The organism is Endozoicomonas sp. Mp262 (assembly GCF_025643335.1).
In the GTDB taxonomy this organism is placed as follows: domain Bacteria; phylum Pseudomonadota; class Gammaproteobacteria; order Pseudomonadales; family Endozoicomonadaceae; genus Endonucleibacter.
Map to the genome: position 1 here is coordinate 2,349,498 of NZ_CP092489.1, position 17,244 is coordinate 2,366,741.

Sequence of the window (17,244 nt, forward strand, 5' to 3'; positions counted from 1 at the left end):
TGATCGTTAGATCAAGAAGTAGATTTCTCGTACTGGCCGAACATCCAGTTTATTTGAAACCAAACTATGACCTACTTATAGTCGATGAGAGTGATGATGAGGACGCGGATCGACCGGGTCATAAAAGCCGTTTAGAACTCTTGATGACAATGGATAGAATAATCAGGATGCAGCGCGTTGAAGGGTAAATAGAATATTAGCGCTTTTCCAGATGGCCGGCCTCCAAAGTACAAGACTGAGGAAGCCTGCTACTTTTATTTTATTAACGCTGATTCATCTGAAAAATCAGTTTCTCAGCGGTGCAATCAAAGTCGAACATAGCCCGGATGTGAGTCATACCCTTGTCATCCAGGGTTTCAGAAGACACTTTGCAGTTGCCGGAACCGATGGACTTGGCTTTGGTTTCCAGGCGGCTAAACTCCTCACAGGCATTATCACCGGTAAAGTCCAGCACCAGACGGGTATCGTCTTCATTGATCAGTGTGCCCACATCAACACAGTTACAGGCCATGCTTTCAAATTCATCACTGTCTTTCATCGGAGTCTCTCCAAAATAAAAAACGGGGCGATAAAAACCCCGTTTTTTTGTACCGTTTCAGGCTTTCATTATAAGAGAAAAAGCCTGTTCAGCAATTAGAATGTATAGCCCATATCCAGCATAATACGGTCATCATTGCTCAGGCTGCTGCCGAACTTCTTGCTGTAGCTTAACTGAGTGGTCAGGCCTTCAACAATTTCAACCTGGCCGCCCACTTTAACAGTACCAAAGCTGCGGTCAGTCTCAGAGATAACCTCATTGATATAACCGTTGGTGGAGGCTTCGGTTTTCCAGTTCACCTCCTGATCCTTATCACCTGCCAGCTGCTGACGCCAGTCAAGGTCGGCGTAAGGCCTTACCGCCATACCACTAACCTGGAAGGTTTTGGAAACATTCAGGCCCAGGGCCAGCTCTCCACGTTTCAAGTTAGTATCATCGAACCTGACGGCACCTGCCGTATCTGTTTTTTCTGCGTAGCTGTCAATATGTTCATATTGGTAGTTCAGGTTGATACGGGGCATCAGGTCAATGCCGGATATATCATAACGGCCATTGGCACCCAGGCTGCCACCCACCATGATACTGTCGGTTTCACTGGTATTCCTGACAGCAACCACCTTATTGGTATTGGAGTTATCACCCAGGGTGTAGCTACCAACCTGTTCATAGTCACCTTTACCAAGGTAGCTGTTAAAGCCCCAGGACCAGTGGTCAGTAATATGCTGGTTCAGGTAGATACCGGCGATATAAGCTTCACGTTCCTGTTTTCCGGCCATATCCTGTTTAAAGTCCTGCTTGTCACGCTGGACGTTCAGCATAAAACCGCCGCTGGTCTGTTCGCTGATACCGTAATCCATGGCAGCATACAGACGAACACTGTCTACCTTGCCCTTGGCCAGGTTATGGTGTTCGGCGCCATCATGCCTAGAGCCACTGATATTGACATAAGGACGCAGCTCACCTTTAGCAAGAGGGTTTGCAACCAGTTCAGTACGACGGCTTTCAAACAGTTCAGCCAGTTCGTTTTGCCCGGAGCGGGCCAGGGACTGCATGCTGGCATTATAGCCAGCTGCTTTCAGGTAACCATTGGAAACCACATCTGCCAGATATTTATGGACGGCACTGGATGGGTGTACGCCATCGGCGAAGATATAGTTTTTAGCGGCTTCCTGAATCAGCTTTTGTTTTGCTGTGGCTTTTTGCTCTGCGCTGGTGGCTTTGTTGCTGTCAATGGCTGCCAGTTGTGCATTCAGTTCTTCATCCTTTGGAGAGCACAGTAAGCTGCTGCCGTCACAGAAGGTTTGATTAGCCTTTGCAACATCAAAACCAAATTTTTGCGGATTAGCTTGAATGGTTTTCAGGAAACCGTTGATATCAACGTAAATAACGCTGCTTTTGCCCAGGCTGGCCTGGAGCATTTGGTTGAAGCCGTTAACACCCTCGCTGGCGGTAGCTTTTTCTTCTTCGGACTGGTTGATGTAGTCCGGAGTACCTGTGACATCAGGCATATTGGTGACAACAACATATTTTGCGCCAGCGCCTAAAAGTCTTTTAGTTTGATTGGCAACTTCCATAGCAGAATCAATGATAATATTTTCTACATTAGCCTTATTTTCTTCAATGGACTGTAGGGCGGCTTGTTGGCCTACTATTTCGGCTTGTTTTTTTATACTGGCTTGTACTTTAGGGTCGGTTATAGTGCCATTGTTTGTGGCCTGCTCAATTAATTCCTGTGTTTTTTCTGATGCGGCTTTTTCGGCTGCTGCTTTTGCATAAATAGGGATTAAGTTGGTGGCTGTGCCAGCCCTGAAAAGGTCGTTAGCACCGGCGGTTATGGTATAAAGCGCATTTGAACTGGCCTTGCCATCCCGGTCAAGGTACATGGAGACCTGGTCTGCCAAAGTTTTCTGCTGTAGTGGGAAATTGACAGCCAATTTATCAGCAAGTTTTCCTCCTAACATGCCCTCAAGCGCTTCGATAGTGAAACCAGAGCCATCAAGCATGGAGATGAGTTGCTCTTTTGTTAGCTCTAATGGAAAGGTTGAATCATTGGTACTGGACGTAGCAGATGCACCACCAGTAGCAAAATTGTTACCATCCGTTTGTTTGTAATCAATGATAGTATTGTTGGGATCGCTTAAATAAGAGTCAAGAATAACCCGCTGCAGTTCTGCAAAGGCCAAAGCCTGAGAGTTTGTGAGTGAGTCAACAGAGTCAAAGGATTCGGGGATCTGCCCAAGAAGGCTGCTAACTTGCCCTGCCAGGTCATTTGGCAGCTCCTTAATAGATTCTTTAGCCATATTGATTGCTGAAGAGGGGTTGGCAGCCATCAGTACAGGAAGTAGTTTCAGCATGGTTAATGGCTGAGCTGTATCTATATTGACAGTAGCTTCCAGAGCTGCTGTTGACTCCTTTCCATAATTATTTGCAAGGTGTCCGGCAGCGGTGCTACCTCCAGGGGTTGTGAAGTTCTTTATTGATACACCTGTGGGCACCATTGGCATACTGCTGATACCTTTCATAACCCCCATATCAGAAAGACTATCCCCAAACGAGTAAACGTTGGAAAACTGCGGGTTATAGGCCGCCTGAACAGAACAGGCCATACCAATGGAAAGTGCCAGGGCAGAAAGTTTAAGCTTGGATGTGTGAGACATGTTACTTCTTGTGTCTATTAGTGTTGATTGGTCTATCAATCTTTTCCGGGATGCTAGCGGGAGGGGGATAAACAGAAACTTAATAATAAAATTAGTTTTAGTAACAAATTGTTATTTGTTATTTTCTCTCGTTCCCAGCGAGGAGAGGCTGTCGCAAAAGATACTTTATTCACCACAGAGGCCCAGAGAGCGCGGAGAATTGTTTTTTAAGAGCAATGAAAGCCCTGTGTTCCCTGTGCCTCTGTGGTGAAAAAAAGAGTAAAAAAACCTACTTTTTATCTACAGGACTGGTTTTCGCTACAGCCTCAGGATGCTGGGAACGAGGCTAAAAAATAATCGTGTATTTTCTTTCTTTATCAATTAATAACACTGGATATTATTGAGAAAAAATATGAATTTGTGGCTTTTATTGGATATGGTGTAGTCTTGGAAAATCGAAAGACTGTTTCGTGATTTCGAATACCTCTTAATGCATATTGTGGTAAGTCCAGTGTGCATTGACAGGTTATTTGAAGGAAGTCGACGATGTCTGAAAAGCCAATTGCATCAGAGAGCCATGTGTCCCTGAGACGCAATGTCAATTTATTGGGCACCTTGCTGGGTAATACCATAAAGGCGGACAAAGATGAGCCTTTCTTTAACAAGATCGAAACGATCCGGCAGCTGGCTAAAGCCGCCCGTGCCGGAAGTAATGACGATCATAATGCACTATTAAAACTGCTAAAAAATCTTTCTGATGATGAACTGGTTCCTGTGGCCAGGGCATTCAGCCATTTCCTGAATCTATCCAATATTGCCGAGCAGTTTCACTCTGTCTCCAGGCAGCGTGAAGAAAATTTCTGTGTCCCTGATCATCTTGATGAATTACTGGCGCGTCTCAAACATCAGGGTTTCTCTAATGACCAGATTGTTGAAAGTATTGCCAATCTTGATATCGAGGTGGTGCTAACAGCCCATCCTACAGAAGTAACCCGTCGTACGGTGATTCAAAAATACGAACAGATCTTCAAGTGCCTGAAGTCTCTGGAAAGTGATGACCTGAGTGAACGGGAGCGAAGCCGCCTGCAAAATCGTATGCAGCAGCTCATTAGCCAGGCCTGGCATACCTTTGAATTTCGCTCTGAACGACCCACACCCGTGGATGAGGCCAAGGGTGGGTTTGCCACCATTGAGCACTCATTATGGGAAGCGGTGCCGCGTTATGTGCGCGGTATTGATGAACGTCTCAGGGAGCATACCGGGCAGCCATTGCCCATTGATGCTGTACCTATCCGTTTCTCGTCATGGATGGGAGGGGATCGGGACGGCAACCCCTTTGTAACGGCAAAAGTGACCAGGGAAGTGTTACTGCTGAGTCGCTGGATGGCGGCAGATATGTACCTGCGCGACCTGAAACCATTAATTGGCGAGTTATCCATGAACCAGTGCAGTGATGCGCTGCGTGCGGAAGTGGGCGACTGTCGTGAGCCTTACCGGGTTATCCTTAAGAAGCTGCGGGCACGATTGCGTCAGACGCAAAGTTGGTGTGAACAGAAACTGGAGGGTGATTCCGTTCTGGGTATTTTGCAGAATACCGAGGCGTTATTGAAACCCCTAAGGCTTTGTTATGACTCTTTGCATGAATGTGGTTTAGGAATCATTGCGGACGGCCCCCTGCTGGATATGCTCAGGCGAGCCCACTGTTTCGGTCTGACCCTGATCAAGCTGGATATTCGCCAGGAGTCTGAACGCCATACTGAAGCACTGAGTGAACTCACCCGTGCCCTGGGAATGGGGGATTACGGGCACTGGGATGAGTCCCAGCGCCAGACCTTTCTGTTAAATGAGCTGCAAAGCCCTCGCCCTCTTCTTCCAAAGGATTGGCAACCTTCCCCCAACGTCAGGGAAGTGATTGATACCTGTAAGGCCATTGCAGAGGAAGGACCGGGAGCACTGGGTCCCTATGTGATATCGATGGCTACTGCGCCTTCGGATGTGTTGGCGGTTGCCCTGTTGCTCAAAGAAAGCGGTGTCAGCTTTGATATGCCCATTGTGCCGCTTTTTGAAACCCTGGATGACCTGGACTCTGCCGCTGACTGTATTGACCACTTGCTTTCCCTGCCCTGGTATCGGGGCTATTGTCATGGTCGGCAAATGGTGATGATTGGTTATTCTGATTCCGCCAAGGACGCTGGCTGGATGTCCGCAGCCTGGGCACAGTATCGGGCCATGGAGTCATTGACAGAGGTATGTCGTCAAAAGAGCATCAAACTGACATTGTTTCATGGCCGTGGTGGCACCATTGGCCGTGGTGGTGGTCCTGCCCATGCGGCAATACTTTCACAGCCACCGGGATCAGTGGATGGCCATTTGAGAGTGACCGAGCAGGGGGAAATGATTCGATTCAAGTTTGGGTTCCCCAGAGTTGCCATCCAAAGCCTGTTTATCTATACCAGTGCGACCCTGGAGGCGACCTTGTTACCGCCACCCGTGCCAAAAGAGCACTGGAGGGAGGTGATGGGGCAGCTCTCAGCCGACTCCCTTGACGTTTATCGGGGTGTGGTGCGTGATGAACCTGACTTTGTTCCTTATTTTCGTGCGGTAACACCCGAGCGTGAGCTGGCTAAATTACCCCTGGGGTCCCGCCCTGCCAAACGTCGTCAGGAGGGTGGAGTGGAGAGCCTCAGGGCCATTCCCTGGATTTTTGCCTGGACCCAGAACCGGTTAATGCTGCCTACCTGGCTAGGCTTTGGTGTGGCACTGGATAATGCCTTAAAAAGTGGCCGTAAAGACATTCTGGAAGAAATGATTGAGCAATGGCCATTTTTCAAGGCCAGGCTGGATATGCTGGAAATGGTGTTTATGAAAGCAGACCCTCAATTGGTTAGTTTTTATGAGGAACGGCTGGTGCCTGATAATTTGAAGCCGTTGGGAAAGCGATTGCGAACCATGCTTACGAATGCCATTGAGGTGTTGATTAATCTTAAAGGGGGAAAGGAACTGATGTCTGGTCAGCCTCAGTCCAGGGATGCCATTGCCTTGAGAAATCCTTATACCGATCCGTTGAATTTTCTTCAGGCAGAATTGCTGCAACGGGTCAGGACTCAGCCTGAGGATCAGCCCTGCGAAAACCTGGAGCAGGCCCTAATGATTACAATGGCGGGTATTGCTGCCGGAATGCGTAATACGGGCTAAATATAGCTAAATAACCTGAGTTCGACATAAGCAACTGATTTTTAGACTCGTTCCCAGGCTCCAGAGGGCATTGCGACACACTCTGGATGCCGGGAACGCGAGGAATATCTCCCGCTCTGACTGAACACGTCAAACGCATTGAAATGATGGATTGGTCTAATCGGTATTCTAACGGCTATTTTCATATATTATTTTTATTTGCCTTATGGGCTAAAAATAGATGTTATTTTCTCTTAACTATTCTTTCTTGGTTGTTTTTACTGCATCTTGCCACATTTAATAGTTATTCATTATATTGATTTAATATGCGCTTTTTTTTAGTTCGCAATCACGTTGCTTGATATCGGTTAGCGTGACTTGATTGCGGCTTATATCTTTTTTCTGTTTTTTTACTGTGTTTTTTTCGGTCATGTTTCGCGCTTTCTTATCACCACTTCGTAAATTACAGATTATGATTTAATCGTATTTAGTTATAAATAAATGAAAAATTATTCATATAACGCTTCCATACAAAAACAGGTAATAATTTTTCGTGAGTCAACAGCCCCTGGCAGACCCGATCGTATCCATGGTACAGGCTCACGGCTATGATCAAGAAGTGAACAAGCCAGCTGTTATAGCATGATGATTATCAGGTGCTATAGAGGGATACAAAAAAACCAGCCGGAGATATTATGTCGCAGTCGTTTAATGTGCTGAAGCAGCCCAAGCCGTTCTACATGATCTTTTTTATCGAGCTGTGGGAGCGCTTTGGCTACTATGGTCTCCAGGCTTTGCTGGCTGTCTATTTTGTCCGGATGCTGGGCATGCCGGAAACAGAGTCCTTTGTCACATTCGGTGCGTTCAGTGCCCTGGTTTACGGACTGGTGGCCATCGGCGGGTTTCTGGGTGACAAGGTGCTGGGCACGAAGCGCACCATGTTATTAGGTGCTATCGTGCTCACCATCGGTTATGTACTGATGACCATGGCCGGTGAAAATCGCAGTCTGGTATACCTGGCGCTGGGTTCTATTGCTGTGGGTAATGGCTTGTTTAAGGCCAACCCCTCCAGCCTGCTGGCAAAATGCTACGGTGAGGGGGATCAGCGTCTTGATGGTGCATTCACCATGTACTATATGTCTGTGAATATTGGCTCTATGGTTTCCATGGTTGCCGTCCCTTATATTGCCGATGCCTATGGTTGGAGCATGGGCTTTCTGACCAGTGTCATTGGTTTGGCAGTGGCTCTTGTTAACTATGTATTAACCCGTCACTGGGTGGCGGATATGGGATCGGAGCCGGATTTCCGTCCTGTGCCCTTCTCTACTTTTGCCCTGGTGGTTGCAGGTGTTGTGGCTGCCTGCTTTGTTTGTGCCTGGATCCTTGATCACCTGACAGTGGCTCATCTTTTGCTTGCAGTAGTGGGAGCTGTTGTCCTGTTAATATTCCTGAAAGAAATTCTTGCTTCGGCAGGTGCCGAACGTCGCAAGATGGTTGTGGCACTGATTCTGATGATACAGGCCATTGCTTTCTTTGTGCTTTATATGCAAATGCCCACATCCCTGAACTTTTTTGCCATTAATAATGTGGAACCGACTTTGTTGGGCATTACTGTGAACCCACTGACTTTCCAGTCCCTGAACCCCTTCTGGATTATGGTGGCAAGCCCTGTATTGGCCTACCTCTACAATCGCAGTGGCAGTAATGGCAAAGATCTTTCCATGCCAACCAAGTTTGCGCTGGGCATGCTATGCAGTGCTGGTAGCTTTATGGTATTGCCTCTGGCGATCCAGTTTGCCAATGAACAGGGCATGGTGTCTTCCAACTGGATTGTGCTGAGTTATTTGTTCCAGTCCATTGGTGAGCTGATGATTAGTGGTCTGGGGCTGTCTATGGTTGCCCAGCTGGTTCCGGAGCGTCTCCACGGCTTTATTATGGGAGCCTGGTTTCTGACCACTTCTGCCGCTTCTGTATTGGCGGGTTTCCTGGCCGGGTTTACAGCGCCTCCTGCTGGTGACCAGGCTTCCAGTGCCCTGCAAACATTGCCTATTTATGGTCATTTCTTTGAAACTATTGGTCTGATTGCAGTGGGTATCGCCTTGGTGATGCTCATCACGGCACCCTGGTTGAATCGAATGATTGAGGCAAAAGATGAAATAGAAATAGGTGGTGAGCTGGCAAAGGCTTAAGACTACTTTTTATTCAAATGGCAGCTTTTAAAGCTGCCATTATTTATTTCTCAGCAATAATACAAGCCAAGTGAGATATGTATAAATGGTGGCGGAAATTCTAAATCAGTAAACGGATACTATTCTAAATGAAGGATTCCTGCTATATGATCAATGGGGAAAAAATAATAATTAGCAGGATAATGCCGTGAAAGAAGTGGTCATCAGTGGTACCGGACTCTATACCCCTCCAAATGCAATCAGCAATGATCAGTTGGTTGACTCATTTAACACCTGGGTTCAGTTAGAAAACCAGCGACGTGTGATTGAGGCTGCTGAAAGTAATTCTGAGCCAGTACTGTTACAGGAAAGCAGTAGTGCATTTATTGAAAAAGCATCGGGTATTAGAAGCCGTTACGTGGTGGATACAGACGGTATTCTTGACCCTTTGAATATGTGTCCTCGACTCTCTGAACGACCTGATGACAAACCTTCTATCCAGTGTGAAATGGCGCTGCAAGCGGCAAAGGGGGCATTATCACAGGCAAAGCTTGAACCCGAACAGCTTGATGGGGTCATTGTTGCCTGCTCCAACTTTCAGCGGCCCTATCCTGCCATTGCGGTAGAAGTACAGCATTATCTTGGGGCTGGCGGTTTTGCCTATGATATGAATGTGGCCTGCTCATCAGCCACTTTTGGTATTCAGGCTGCCTGTGATGCCATTCGCAGTGGCAGTGCCCGTCGAATACTAATGGTTAACCCTGAAATTTGCTCCGGACACCTGAATTTCAGGGACAGGGACAGCCATTTTATTTTTGGTGATGCCTGTACTGCCGTGATTATCGAAGCCGGAAAGCTGGCGGCAGCCCGGGTAAATAATAAAAATAGTTTCAGAGTTCTGGGGAGTAAGCTCTGGACGGGATTTTCCAATAATATACGGAATAACTTTGGCTTTATGAACCGTACTGAGCCTGATGGAGAAGGTAAGCCGGATAAATTATTTGTACAGAATGGCCGCAAAGTGTTTAAAGATGTATGCCCGAAGGTGGCAGAACATATTACTGAACATCTGTCTTCTCTGGACTTATCCACATCAGACCTTAAACGTTTATGGCTGCATCAGGCAAATCTGAATATGAACCTGCTGGTTGCCCGAAAGGTACTTGGGCATGAGCCTTCTTTGGCAGAGGCTCCGGTTATTCTTGATGAATATGCCAATACCAGTTCGGCAGGCTCTATTATTGCGTTTCATAAGCACTCAATGGATTTTAATACCGGTGATAAAGGTGTGATTTGCTCTTTTGGAGCCGGTTATTCGGTGGGAAGTGTAGTGGTGGAAAAAACTTAATCAACTGGAGGTCACTGATGTTCCATTGCATAGCTCAGTATTTTTGCAAGTAGCTATGGTGCTATTTTAGTGCTTTTAGACATCAGTAGACCTCTAATTTAAAATGCTGTAGGGAGGGAATAGTACCTGCTCAAATAGGAGTACATATGGGCAGGTGCTTATGACTAAAACCTGAATCCGTGATTTCTTGATTTGCCCGGCAGTTTTGAAAATGTGCTGATTAATTTTTTCCTTTGAAAATAACTCGGGTTATTGATTGAAGTGTTTTTATGTCGTTTTTAAGCATAAATGCTGATCAAAATATCATCAAACTTGAAGACAGGTTGAAAGAAGCCCTACCGTTATCAATACAGTACTTTCTCATTTATGGCATTTTTTTCTATCTCGCTATTCAATCAACAAAGTGCATGCTGGCTTATTAATTGATGGAAAGACCTGAAACCAGGACAGTAACGACCAAAGCGTAGCCGGTATTGATGTCCTTTTTTCAGAAGACGGGCAGCCAGGTAGATGAGTTCCTGTATCACGGTTTTTAACCGGCGTCGTTTGGCTTTATGACGTACCGGCGCATCTGGCCCGAGCAAGCAACTCTGCCCCATGTAGCGCAGAATGTTATAGACCAGTGCACCCAAACACATCACCAGGTCGTTGGTGTCAAACTTGCCTGAAGGCAGGCGCTCTAAATCCATATCAGTCTTCAACTCACTGTGAAACTGCTCGCTGGTCGCATGATCCTCATAAAGATTAATGATCTGATCATCGCTGTAGTCAGCTTCGCTGAGTGTTGTCCACCATCCTTCCAGCTCATAATCGGGTGTCAGAAATCTCTGCCCTACAGTATCAGTGGTACGCTTGATAATGCGAATAATCAGACGCTGGTTACCATAGTTGGTTTCATAGACGGTTGAGAGTGTCGCATAACTCTTTCCTGGACGCGACTCCTCCCATTTGACTTGCTTTTCTTCAAAAATGGGGAGCCAGTGTTCCTTGGTGTGATACTTTCTTGGGTTGAGCTTGATAATGTGATTCACACCTTTGAACCCGGCGATTTCCCGGCGCGATTCCTCAGCATCGTGGCCACTATCAAGGCGAACCAGAATAGGCGCTCGGGTCAAACGTCGGCTGCGGTGCAGCACTGCTTGTAAAAAGCCAATAAAATCATTCTGGGAGTGCTGAGAGCCTGGGCGTAATTCACATCCCAGGCACCAGCCTTCGCAGCCAAAGTAAGCGGCAATAGGGGCATAACCAAAGAATTTTTTATACGTGTACTCGACCCCCTCCTTTTTGGTATTGCTGTTATCCATAGGGAATACGTCGATATCCAGTGGTATGTGCTGCTTCTTATCGAGTTTTTTCGGAAGGGGTGTGACGGGCACCTGAAGATTAACCAGGACATCGGTAAGGCTGTCCTCGATGAAAGGAATCAGTTGGGCGGCATCTTCATTGAAACGCTGTCTTAAGCGGCTGGCTGAAGGCATTTGTTTAATGCCCATTGCCAACCGGAACCAGTCGTTATCCCGGTTATTATCAACATTATCAAAATCACTTTTACCCTGAGCCAGTTGGCCGCAGTAAGCTCTGATCAGGTCGATATGAGTGATACGGTGCCTTTTTTTTATTTTGCGCAGGGATTTGCTTAACGCTGTCTTTTTGTTGAGTGCATGACCAACGAAATAAAGCCCTGCGACCGGTGTATAAAATTCCGTCTGTGATTGTTCAATTTTCAGTTTCACAAAAATGCACCCAGGTGGTGAAAATTAGAGTGGGTGCATTTTAACTTGGAACTTACGTTTTGTGGTTGATCCAGAGGAGTTGGGCTACAGTGAACTCACGGATTCAGGTAAAACTGCGTGAAAGTGGTGAGGGTGTATACTTGTCTATTGGAAGGATGGGGAATACTTATTCTTGTAAGGCGTTTTCTATCAAGTTAATTTTTCCATATGAAAAGTTGTTGGTGTGTTCGTGTGAAAGCTGTACTTTTTTTGTTTTTTACTTCATTTATTATGAAATCATACTCTTTTATTTGGGAGGATTTTTCTGAAAAAGCTATTGAGATAGAGGCTAAGAAGCTTATTTCAAAAATTGACGAAAACTATGCTATTAACACTGTGCAAATCGTTTCAATGAGTGCTTATGGAGTTGTTTTAAGAGTTTGGGAAATTGACCAGTCTGTTTTCCATATAATTAAAGTACATTACACTGAAAGGCGTAGCTACTATTGTAAAAAATATGGGGGGGGGGATTTTTATTTTGTAGAGCCATATGAAATTCTTGCAATAAAAAAAATAAAAAGAAGAGGTTTGATATGTGAGAATTTACCTGCTTGGTTTAGATGGGGGCGTATTGATGATGTTTGGGTTCATATTATGCCGGAATATCCCTCTTCCCTAAGGGAACTTATAAATCTTGCTAGAGAAAGAAAGATTTTATTTAATGAAGGATTTATTAAATATATTGTTAGGCAGATTCTTGTTGCTTTAGATTATATGCATAAGTCAGAATTTATACACAGGGATTTAAAACCAGAAAATATTATGCTTTCTGAGTCTGCTGAAAATATTCTTAAAAATATGAAGAATCCTTTCAAGGTCATTGTTATTGACTTCGGGTTAGCAAAAGGGTGTGTTGCAGGAAAAAGCGGTTGTTGTGCTATGGCATCAAGGACTGTAAATAGCTATTTTAATGCAGAAGTTGGATGTTGTGATAAAGAGAACAATGTAACTCGTCCAGAAACGCCAGATATGGTCACGTCAACTTATCGCGCACGGGAAGCGTGTTTAGATCCAAAACGTCAGTTTTATTCCTATGCAACGGATATATGGTCTCTAGGGGTTATTTTTCAGGAGTTATACGTTGGTCAAAACTATTTTTATAATAGCTGGAAGTATCGTTATGATAAAACACTTGACGAAAGAAGGAACTTGCTGATCTTTATTGATCAGCTACTTAGCCAGGCTGACGATTGGCGTTGTAGCTACAAGCTATATTGGCAGAGTCTTTTTGGTCGATTAGCTGAAGAAGTCTTTTCTGGTTTATATAAATATATATATGATGATGATTATAAATTTTTAATTCAACAGAATTTCCCACCGGGGTATTTGTCTTCAGAAGGGTTTATGATGTTGTGTAGCATGCTGCATCCAGACCCTTATCAAAGACCTTGTCCATCCTGCTTATTACAGAAATCATATTGGCTAAATCAGCCGGAACAGGAACTTTGTCATCAATGGAGTGTTTCGATAGATCATAAATTACATGATAAGGTTCCACTGTCAATTGATATTTTGCCTGGGTATATCTATTCATTTTTGGTGCAGCTAAATGAAGGCTCTAATGGTGGAAGATTCCAGTTCGAGTGGCGTTGAACTGGATGGAGCGTGGATAGCCATTTAATGAAGCTATCGCCAAAGATAAACCGCTTTATCCCAGGGGCAATGGTAAACCCGTACCCAGGTTTCCCGCTCGTTTTCAATGCTGATTTGGTAGCGCAGAAAATTGTTCTTGGGTGAACTGGTGACGAAAATAGTGGCGGGTACTTTAATCAATATAGGAGTTCCATCTATTACTTCGCTGCTATTCATCACCATATCGACGACGGATGTGATTATTTTGGATTGCAGGTTGAAGGAAAAATGATCTTTAAAAGAAAGCCGGTAAGTTTGTTTGTCCTCGGGAAGACTGCCAATGGAGGCTGCCGTTGAGCAACGGTTGAGGTCGATATAGCCAGAGGGGGGCTGGTTTTCTTTCAGGGCTTCCTGCAGCTGATCATGGTGGGTGATTTTTTCAGAATTAGCCCCTGCGGTAAAAGCGGTGAATCCCAGCAGGACAATTCCCAACAGTGTGAATGGTTTTTTCATAGAGATAATTCATTGTTAATAACCATAAACAATGCTATCGGCAGTTCCGGTGGTTTCTTGGAGGTTGTTATCCCGCTTGTCACAAAGGGGCGGGCTGTATATGCTTTGGTGTTTTTTACTGCCCTGTTATTCAGGAAGCAGTATCGAAGTATTCGATTTTAAAGGCAGTGTGGTTACAGCGTACTGCCAGTGACAGGAGCATAGATTCATGCGAGTGATTCTGTTGGGAGCGCCAGGCGCCGGTAAAGGTACTCAGGCCCAGTTTATTATGGAAGAGTTTGGTATTCCCCAGATTTCTACCGGAGACATGTTGCGTGCGGCTATCAAGGCCGGCACTGAGTTGGGGCAGAAGGTCAAAGCTGTGATGGAGTCTGGCTCCCTGGTTTCTGATGAGATTATCATCGCTCTGGTAAAAGAACGGATTCAGCAGGATGACTGCGCCAAGGGGTTCCTGTTTGATGGTTTTCCGAGAACTATCCCTCAGGCTGAAGCCCTGCGTGATGCCGGTGTTGAGATTGATCATGTTGTGGAAATCGCGGTAGAAGACGAAGAAATTGTTAAGCGTATGGGTGGTCGTCGTGTCCATATGGACAGTGGTCGCACCTATCACGTGGTTTACAACCCGCCTAAAGAAGAAGGTAAGGATGACGTAACCGGTGAACCCCTGGTTCAGCGTGATGATGATCAGGAAGAAACTGTACGTAAGCGCCTGGCTGTATACCATGAGCAGACTGCGCCCCTGGTTGATTTTTACCGCGCTGATGATGTGAAAGCCTGCTACTCAAGAATTGAAGGTATCGGCAGTGTCGACGAAATTCGTGGCAAAGTGCTTGAAGCCTTAAAATAATCCTTTATAGCCATGCCTATGGGACGCTTTGCGTCCCTTCTTTTTTTCAGGATTTTTTTATGAAGCTTCTTGCTATTGATACAGCCACTGAAGCCTGCTCTGTAGCCTTGAATATTAATGGTGAAGTAACAGAGCATTTTGAGTTGTTGCCCCGTCGCCATAGCCGGGAACTACTGCCAATGATAGAGCAGATACTTGGTGATGCGGGGCTGGCAATCGGCCAGATTGATGCCCTGGTATTTGGTCGGGGGCCTGGTGCATTTACTGGTTTAAGGGTGGCCACAGCCATGGCTCAGGGGCTGGCTTTTGCTGCGGATATCCCGGTTATTCCGGTGTCTACCCTGGCTGCCTTGGCTCAGCAAGGTTATCGGTTATACGGTGCCAGTCAGGTACTTTCTGCCATTGATGCCAGAATGGATGAGGTCTACTGGGGGGCTTTCTCGGAAAAAGCGGGATTGATGGCGCTTCTGGATGATGAACAAGTGCTGGCTCCGGAGGCGGTTACCTTGCCAAATGGATTGAATGATCAGTGGTTGGGTATGGGAACAGGCTGGCTTTATCAGGACCGGTTAGCGGTAACAGTGACTGACAGCCATAAAGAGGCACTGCCTCATGCTCTTGATATGGCACTGCTGGCTGCGGCTGATTTCCGGGAAGGAAGGATGTTGCCGGCAGAGGAGGCGATGCCAGTCTATCTCAGGGATAAAGTGGCTTTGACAAAACGCGAGCGCCAGGGACAATGAAGGCGCCGTTATTTATTGATGCCAGAGACTGGCCTTTGGGCAAAGATCGGTTGCACTCATTGGTTGAGGCCACAGGAGCGGAGCCAGTACCATCAGGTAAACCAGCCTTTCCTGAAGGGGCGATGATTCTGGGCTATACATCAGTAGGGCTGGGATTATGGCGGTCAGGTACCAGGGAATCACCAGTCATAGTGGATTTTGTGGGTGGCAAGGCAGGTCATCGCCGTCGGTTTGGTGGTGGCAAAGGCCAGGACATTGCCAAGGCGGTGGGGCTTAATAAAGGCGTAAAACCTTCTGTTCTGGATGCAACCGGAGGTCTTGGCCGTGATGCATTTGTTCTGGCCAGTCTTGGTTGTCAGGTTACGTTGATAGAGCGCTCTCCGGTGATTGCTGCCCTGTTGGATGATGGCCTACAGAGAGCTGCGCTGAATGCTGAGGTGGGAGAAATTGCTGATCGAATCCATTTGCAGCATGCAGATTCTGTTGAAACCATGGAATCTATGAAAAACCGGCGGCAAACGGTGGATGTAGTCTATCTTGATCCGATGTTCCCCCATCGGGATAAGTCAGCCCTGGTGAAAAAAGAGATGAGGCTGTTTCAGGATTTGGTGGGAGCTGATATGGACTCGGATGGTCTGCTCCAGCCGGCCCTGGATCTTGCTGAGTATAGGGTTGTGGTCAAGCGTCCGCGCAAGGCTCCTGACCTTGGTGATCAAGAACCCACCTATCGTCTGGAAGGTAAATCCTGCCGGTATGACATTCATGCGCTGAAGGGTTTTGCCTGAAATTCAGGATGTAGGGAATGGTGAATGGGGACCAGGGAATGGTTATTCGCTAAAAGCCCATCTCATTTCTGCTAACTGAACCATTCCCCATTCCCAATCACTAATTAAACCAATGTCGTGTTCTATTGGCAAAAGCCACCAGGGAGAGCATTACAGGAACTTCCACCAGTACGCCAACCACTGTTGCCAGAGCTGCTCCTGAGTGTAATCCAAATAAAGAAATTGCCACGGCTACGGCTAGCTCAAAGAAGTTTGACGTGCCAATCATTGAAGCAGGTGCGGCCACATTATGGGGAAGTTTCATAAACTTTGCAGCACTGTAGGTCAGGGCAAATATACCATAGGTTTGAATCAGTAATGGTATTGCTATCAGGGCGATGGTTTGGGGTTGCTCCAGGATTACTTCAGCCTGTAATCCAAACAGGATAACCACCGTTGCCAGCAGGCCCAGGATTGACCAGGGTTTTAGACGGTGGAGAAGTTGCTGAAGCTTCTCTTTATTGCCACTTTTTTCCATATGCCTTCGGGTCAGGGCTCCGGCAATAAGAGGGAGTAACACATAAAGCACGACAGATGTCAGTAGTGTTTCCCAGGGAACCTGAATGTCACTCACTCCCAGCAGAAAGGCTGTGATAGGTGCAAAGGCAAAAATCATGATGATGTCATTAACAGATACCTGAACCAGCGTGTAATTGGCATCCCCCTTGGTTAACTGGCTCCAGACAAATACCATGGCTGTACAGGGCGCAACACCCAGCAAGATCATACCGGCAATATATTCAGCGGCAGACTCGGCTGATACCCAGTGGGCGAAGAAAACACGGAAGAACAGCCATCCCAGAAAAGCCATGGAAAAAGGCTTGATCAGCCAATTGATAACCAGTGTAAGAACCAGGCCTTTTGGCTTCTTGCCAATATCTTTAATGGCTGAGAAATCAATCTGTACCATCATTGGATAGATCATAATCCAGATCAGCAGAGCCACCACCAGATTAACATGGGCCCACTCCAGGCTGGCAATAAAGTAGAAGAGGCCCGGGAAAATATTTCCTGCAATGACGCCTGCAATTATGCAGAGAGCAACCCATATACTTAAGTAGCGTTCAAAAATCCCCATCATGATAACTCCAGAAAGAATTGTGATTTGA

The 17,244-nt window shown here is 46.2% G+C and carries 12 protein-coding genes; 7 read left to right on the plus strand and 5 right to left on the minus strand.

The features are described from left to right. Positions 1 to 262: 262 nt before the first annotated feature. Together MJ595_RS10440 and MJ595_RS10445 are read right to left on the minus strand one after the other, a co-directional pair. Positions 263 to 538 carry a YfcZ/YiiS family protein gene (locus MJ595_RS10440; protein WP_263322247.1) on the minus strand — a complete coding sequence of 92 codons (276 nt, stop codon included), beginning with the start codon at positions 536 to 538 and terminating at the stop codon, positions 263 to 265. Between the two features lie 95 nt (positions 539 to 633). Next, on the minus strand, positions 634 to 3,195 hold the full coding sequence (locus MJ595_RS10445; protein ID WP_263322248.1) for an autotransporter domain-containing protein: 2,562 nt from the start codon (positions 3,193 to 3,195) through the stop codon (positions 634 to 636). A gap of 525 nt (positions 3,196 to 3,720) precedes the next feature. Between MJ595_RS10445 and ppc the strand changes: the two genes are divergently transcribed. The 3 genes from ppc (at position 3,721) to MJ595_RS10460 (ending at position 9,864) form a co-directional block, all read left to right on the plus strand. Then, positions 3,721 to 6,369: a phosphoenolpyruvate carboxylase gene (gene ppc, locus MJ595_RS10450; RefSeq protein ID WP_263322249.1), complete on the plus strand. Its 2,649-nt coding sequence runs from the start codon at positions 3,721 to 3,723 to the stop codon at positions 6,367 to 6,369. Between the two features lie 674 nt (positions 6,370 to 7,043). Further along, the gene (locus tag MJ595_RS10455; protein ID WP_263322250.1) at positions 7,044 to 8,537 is read left to right on the plus strand and encodes an oligopeptide:H+ symporter; all 1,494 of its coding nucleotides are present in this window, start codon (positions 7,044 to 7,046) and stop codon (positions 8,535 to 8,537) included. Between the two features lie 187 nt (positions 8,538 to 8,724). After that, positions 8,725 to 9,864 carry a beta-ketoacyl-ACP synthase III gene (locus tag MJ595_RS10460; RefSeq protein WP_263322251.1) on the plus strand — a complete coding sequence of 380 codons (1,140 nt, stop codon included), beginning with the start codon at positions 8,725 to 8,727 and terminating at the stop codon, positions 9,862 to 9,864. 395 nt (positions 9,865 to 10,259) lie between these two features. Here the strand turns inward: MJ595_RS10460 and MJ595_RS10465 are convergent, their stop codons facing one another. Further along, positions 10,260 to 11,597: an IS1380 family transposase gene (locus MJ595_RS10465; RefSeq protein ID WP_263078015.1), complete on the minus strand. Its 1,338-nt coding sequence runs from the start codon at positions 11,595 to 11,597 to the stop codon at positions 10,260 to 10,262. 270 nt (positions 11,598 to 11,867) lie between these two features. Here MJ595_RS10465 and MJ595_RS10470 point away from each other — a divergent pair, with 270 nt between their 5' ends. Further along, positions 11,868 to 13,229, plus strand: a complete 1,362-nt coding sequence (locus MJ595_RS10470) for a protein kinase (RefSeq protein ID WP_263322252.1) — start codon at positions 11,868 to 11,870, stop codon at positions 13,227 to 13,229. Between the two features lie 33 nt (positions 13,230 to 13,262). On the opposite strand, the gene MJ595_RS10475 is transcribed toward MJ595_RS10470, so the two are convergent. After that, a complete protein-coding gene (locus MJ595_RS10475) occupies positions 13,263 to 13,721 on the minus strand; it encodes a hypothetical protein (protein ID WP_263322253.1) in 459 nt (152 codons plus the stop codon). Positions 13,722 to 13,929: 208 nt separating this feature from the next. Between MJ595_RS10475 and adk the strand changes: the two genes are divergently transcribed. The 3 genes from adk to MJ595_RS10490 are packed head-to-tail and all read left to right on the plus strand — an operon-like array spanning position 13,930 to position 16,096. Beyond that, the gene (gene adk, locus MJ595_RS10480) at positions 13,930 to 14,568 is read left to right on the plus strand and encodes an adenylate kinase (protein ID WP_263322254.1); all 639 of its coding nucleotides are present in this window, start codon (positions 13,930 to 13,932) and stop codon (positions 14,566 to 14,568) included. Between the two features lie 59 nt (positions 14,569 to 14,627). Further along, positions 14,628 to 15,311 carry a tRNA (adenosine(37)-N6)-threonylcarbamoyltransferase complex dimerization subunit type 1 TsaB gene (gene tsaB, locus MJ595_RS10485; protein ID WP_263322255.1) on the plus strand — a complete coding sequence of 228 codons (684 nt, stop codon included), beginning with the start codon at positions 14,628 to 14,630 and terminating at the stop codon, positions 15,309 to 15,311. Continuing rightward, positions 15,308 to 16,096 carry a class I SAM-dependent methyltransferase gene (locus MJ595_RS10490; protein ID WP_263322256.1) on the plus strand — a complete coding sequence of 263 codons (789 nt, stop codon included), beginning with the start codon at positions 15,308 to 15,310 and terminating at the stop codon, positions 16,094 to 16,096. Before tsaB ends, MJ595_RS10490 begins: the two co-directional genes overlap by 4 nt. Positions 16,097 to 16,196: 100 nt before the next feature. On the opposite strand, the gene arsB is transcribed toward MJ595_RS10490, so the two are convergent. Beyond that, on the minus strand, positions 16,197 to 17,213 hold the full coding sequence (gene arsB, locus MJ595_RS10495; protein WP_263322489.1) for an ACR3 family arsenite efflux transporter: 1,017 nt from the start codon (positions 17,211 to 17,213) through the stop codon (positions 16,197 to 16,199). Positions 17,214 to 17,244: the final 31 nt, after the last annotated feature.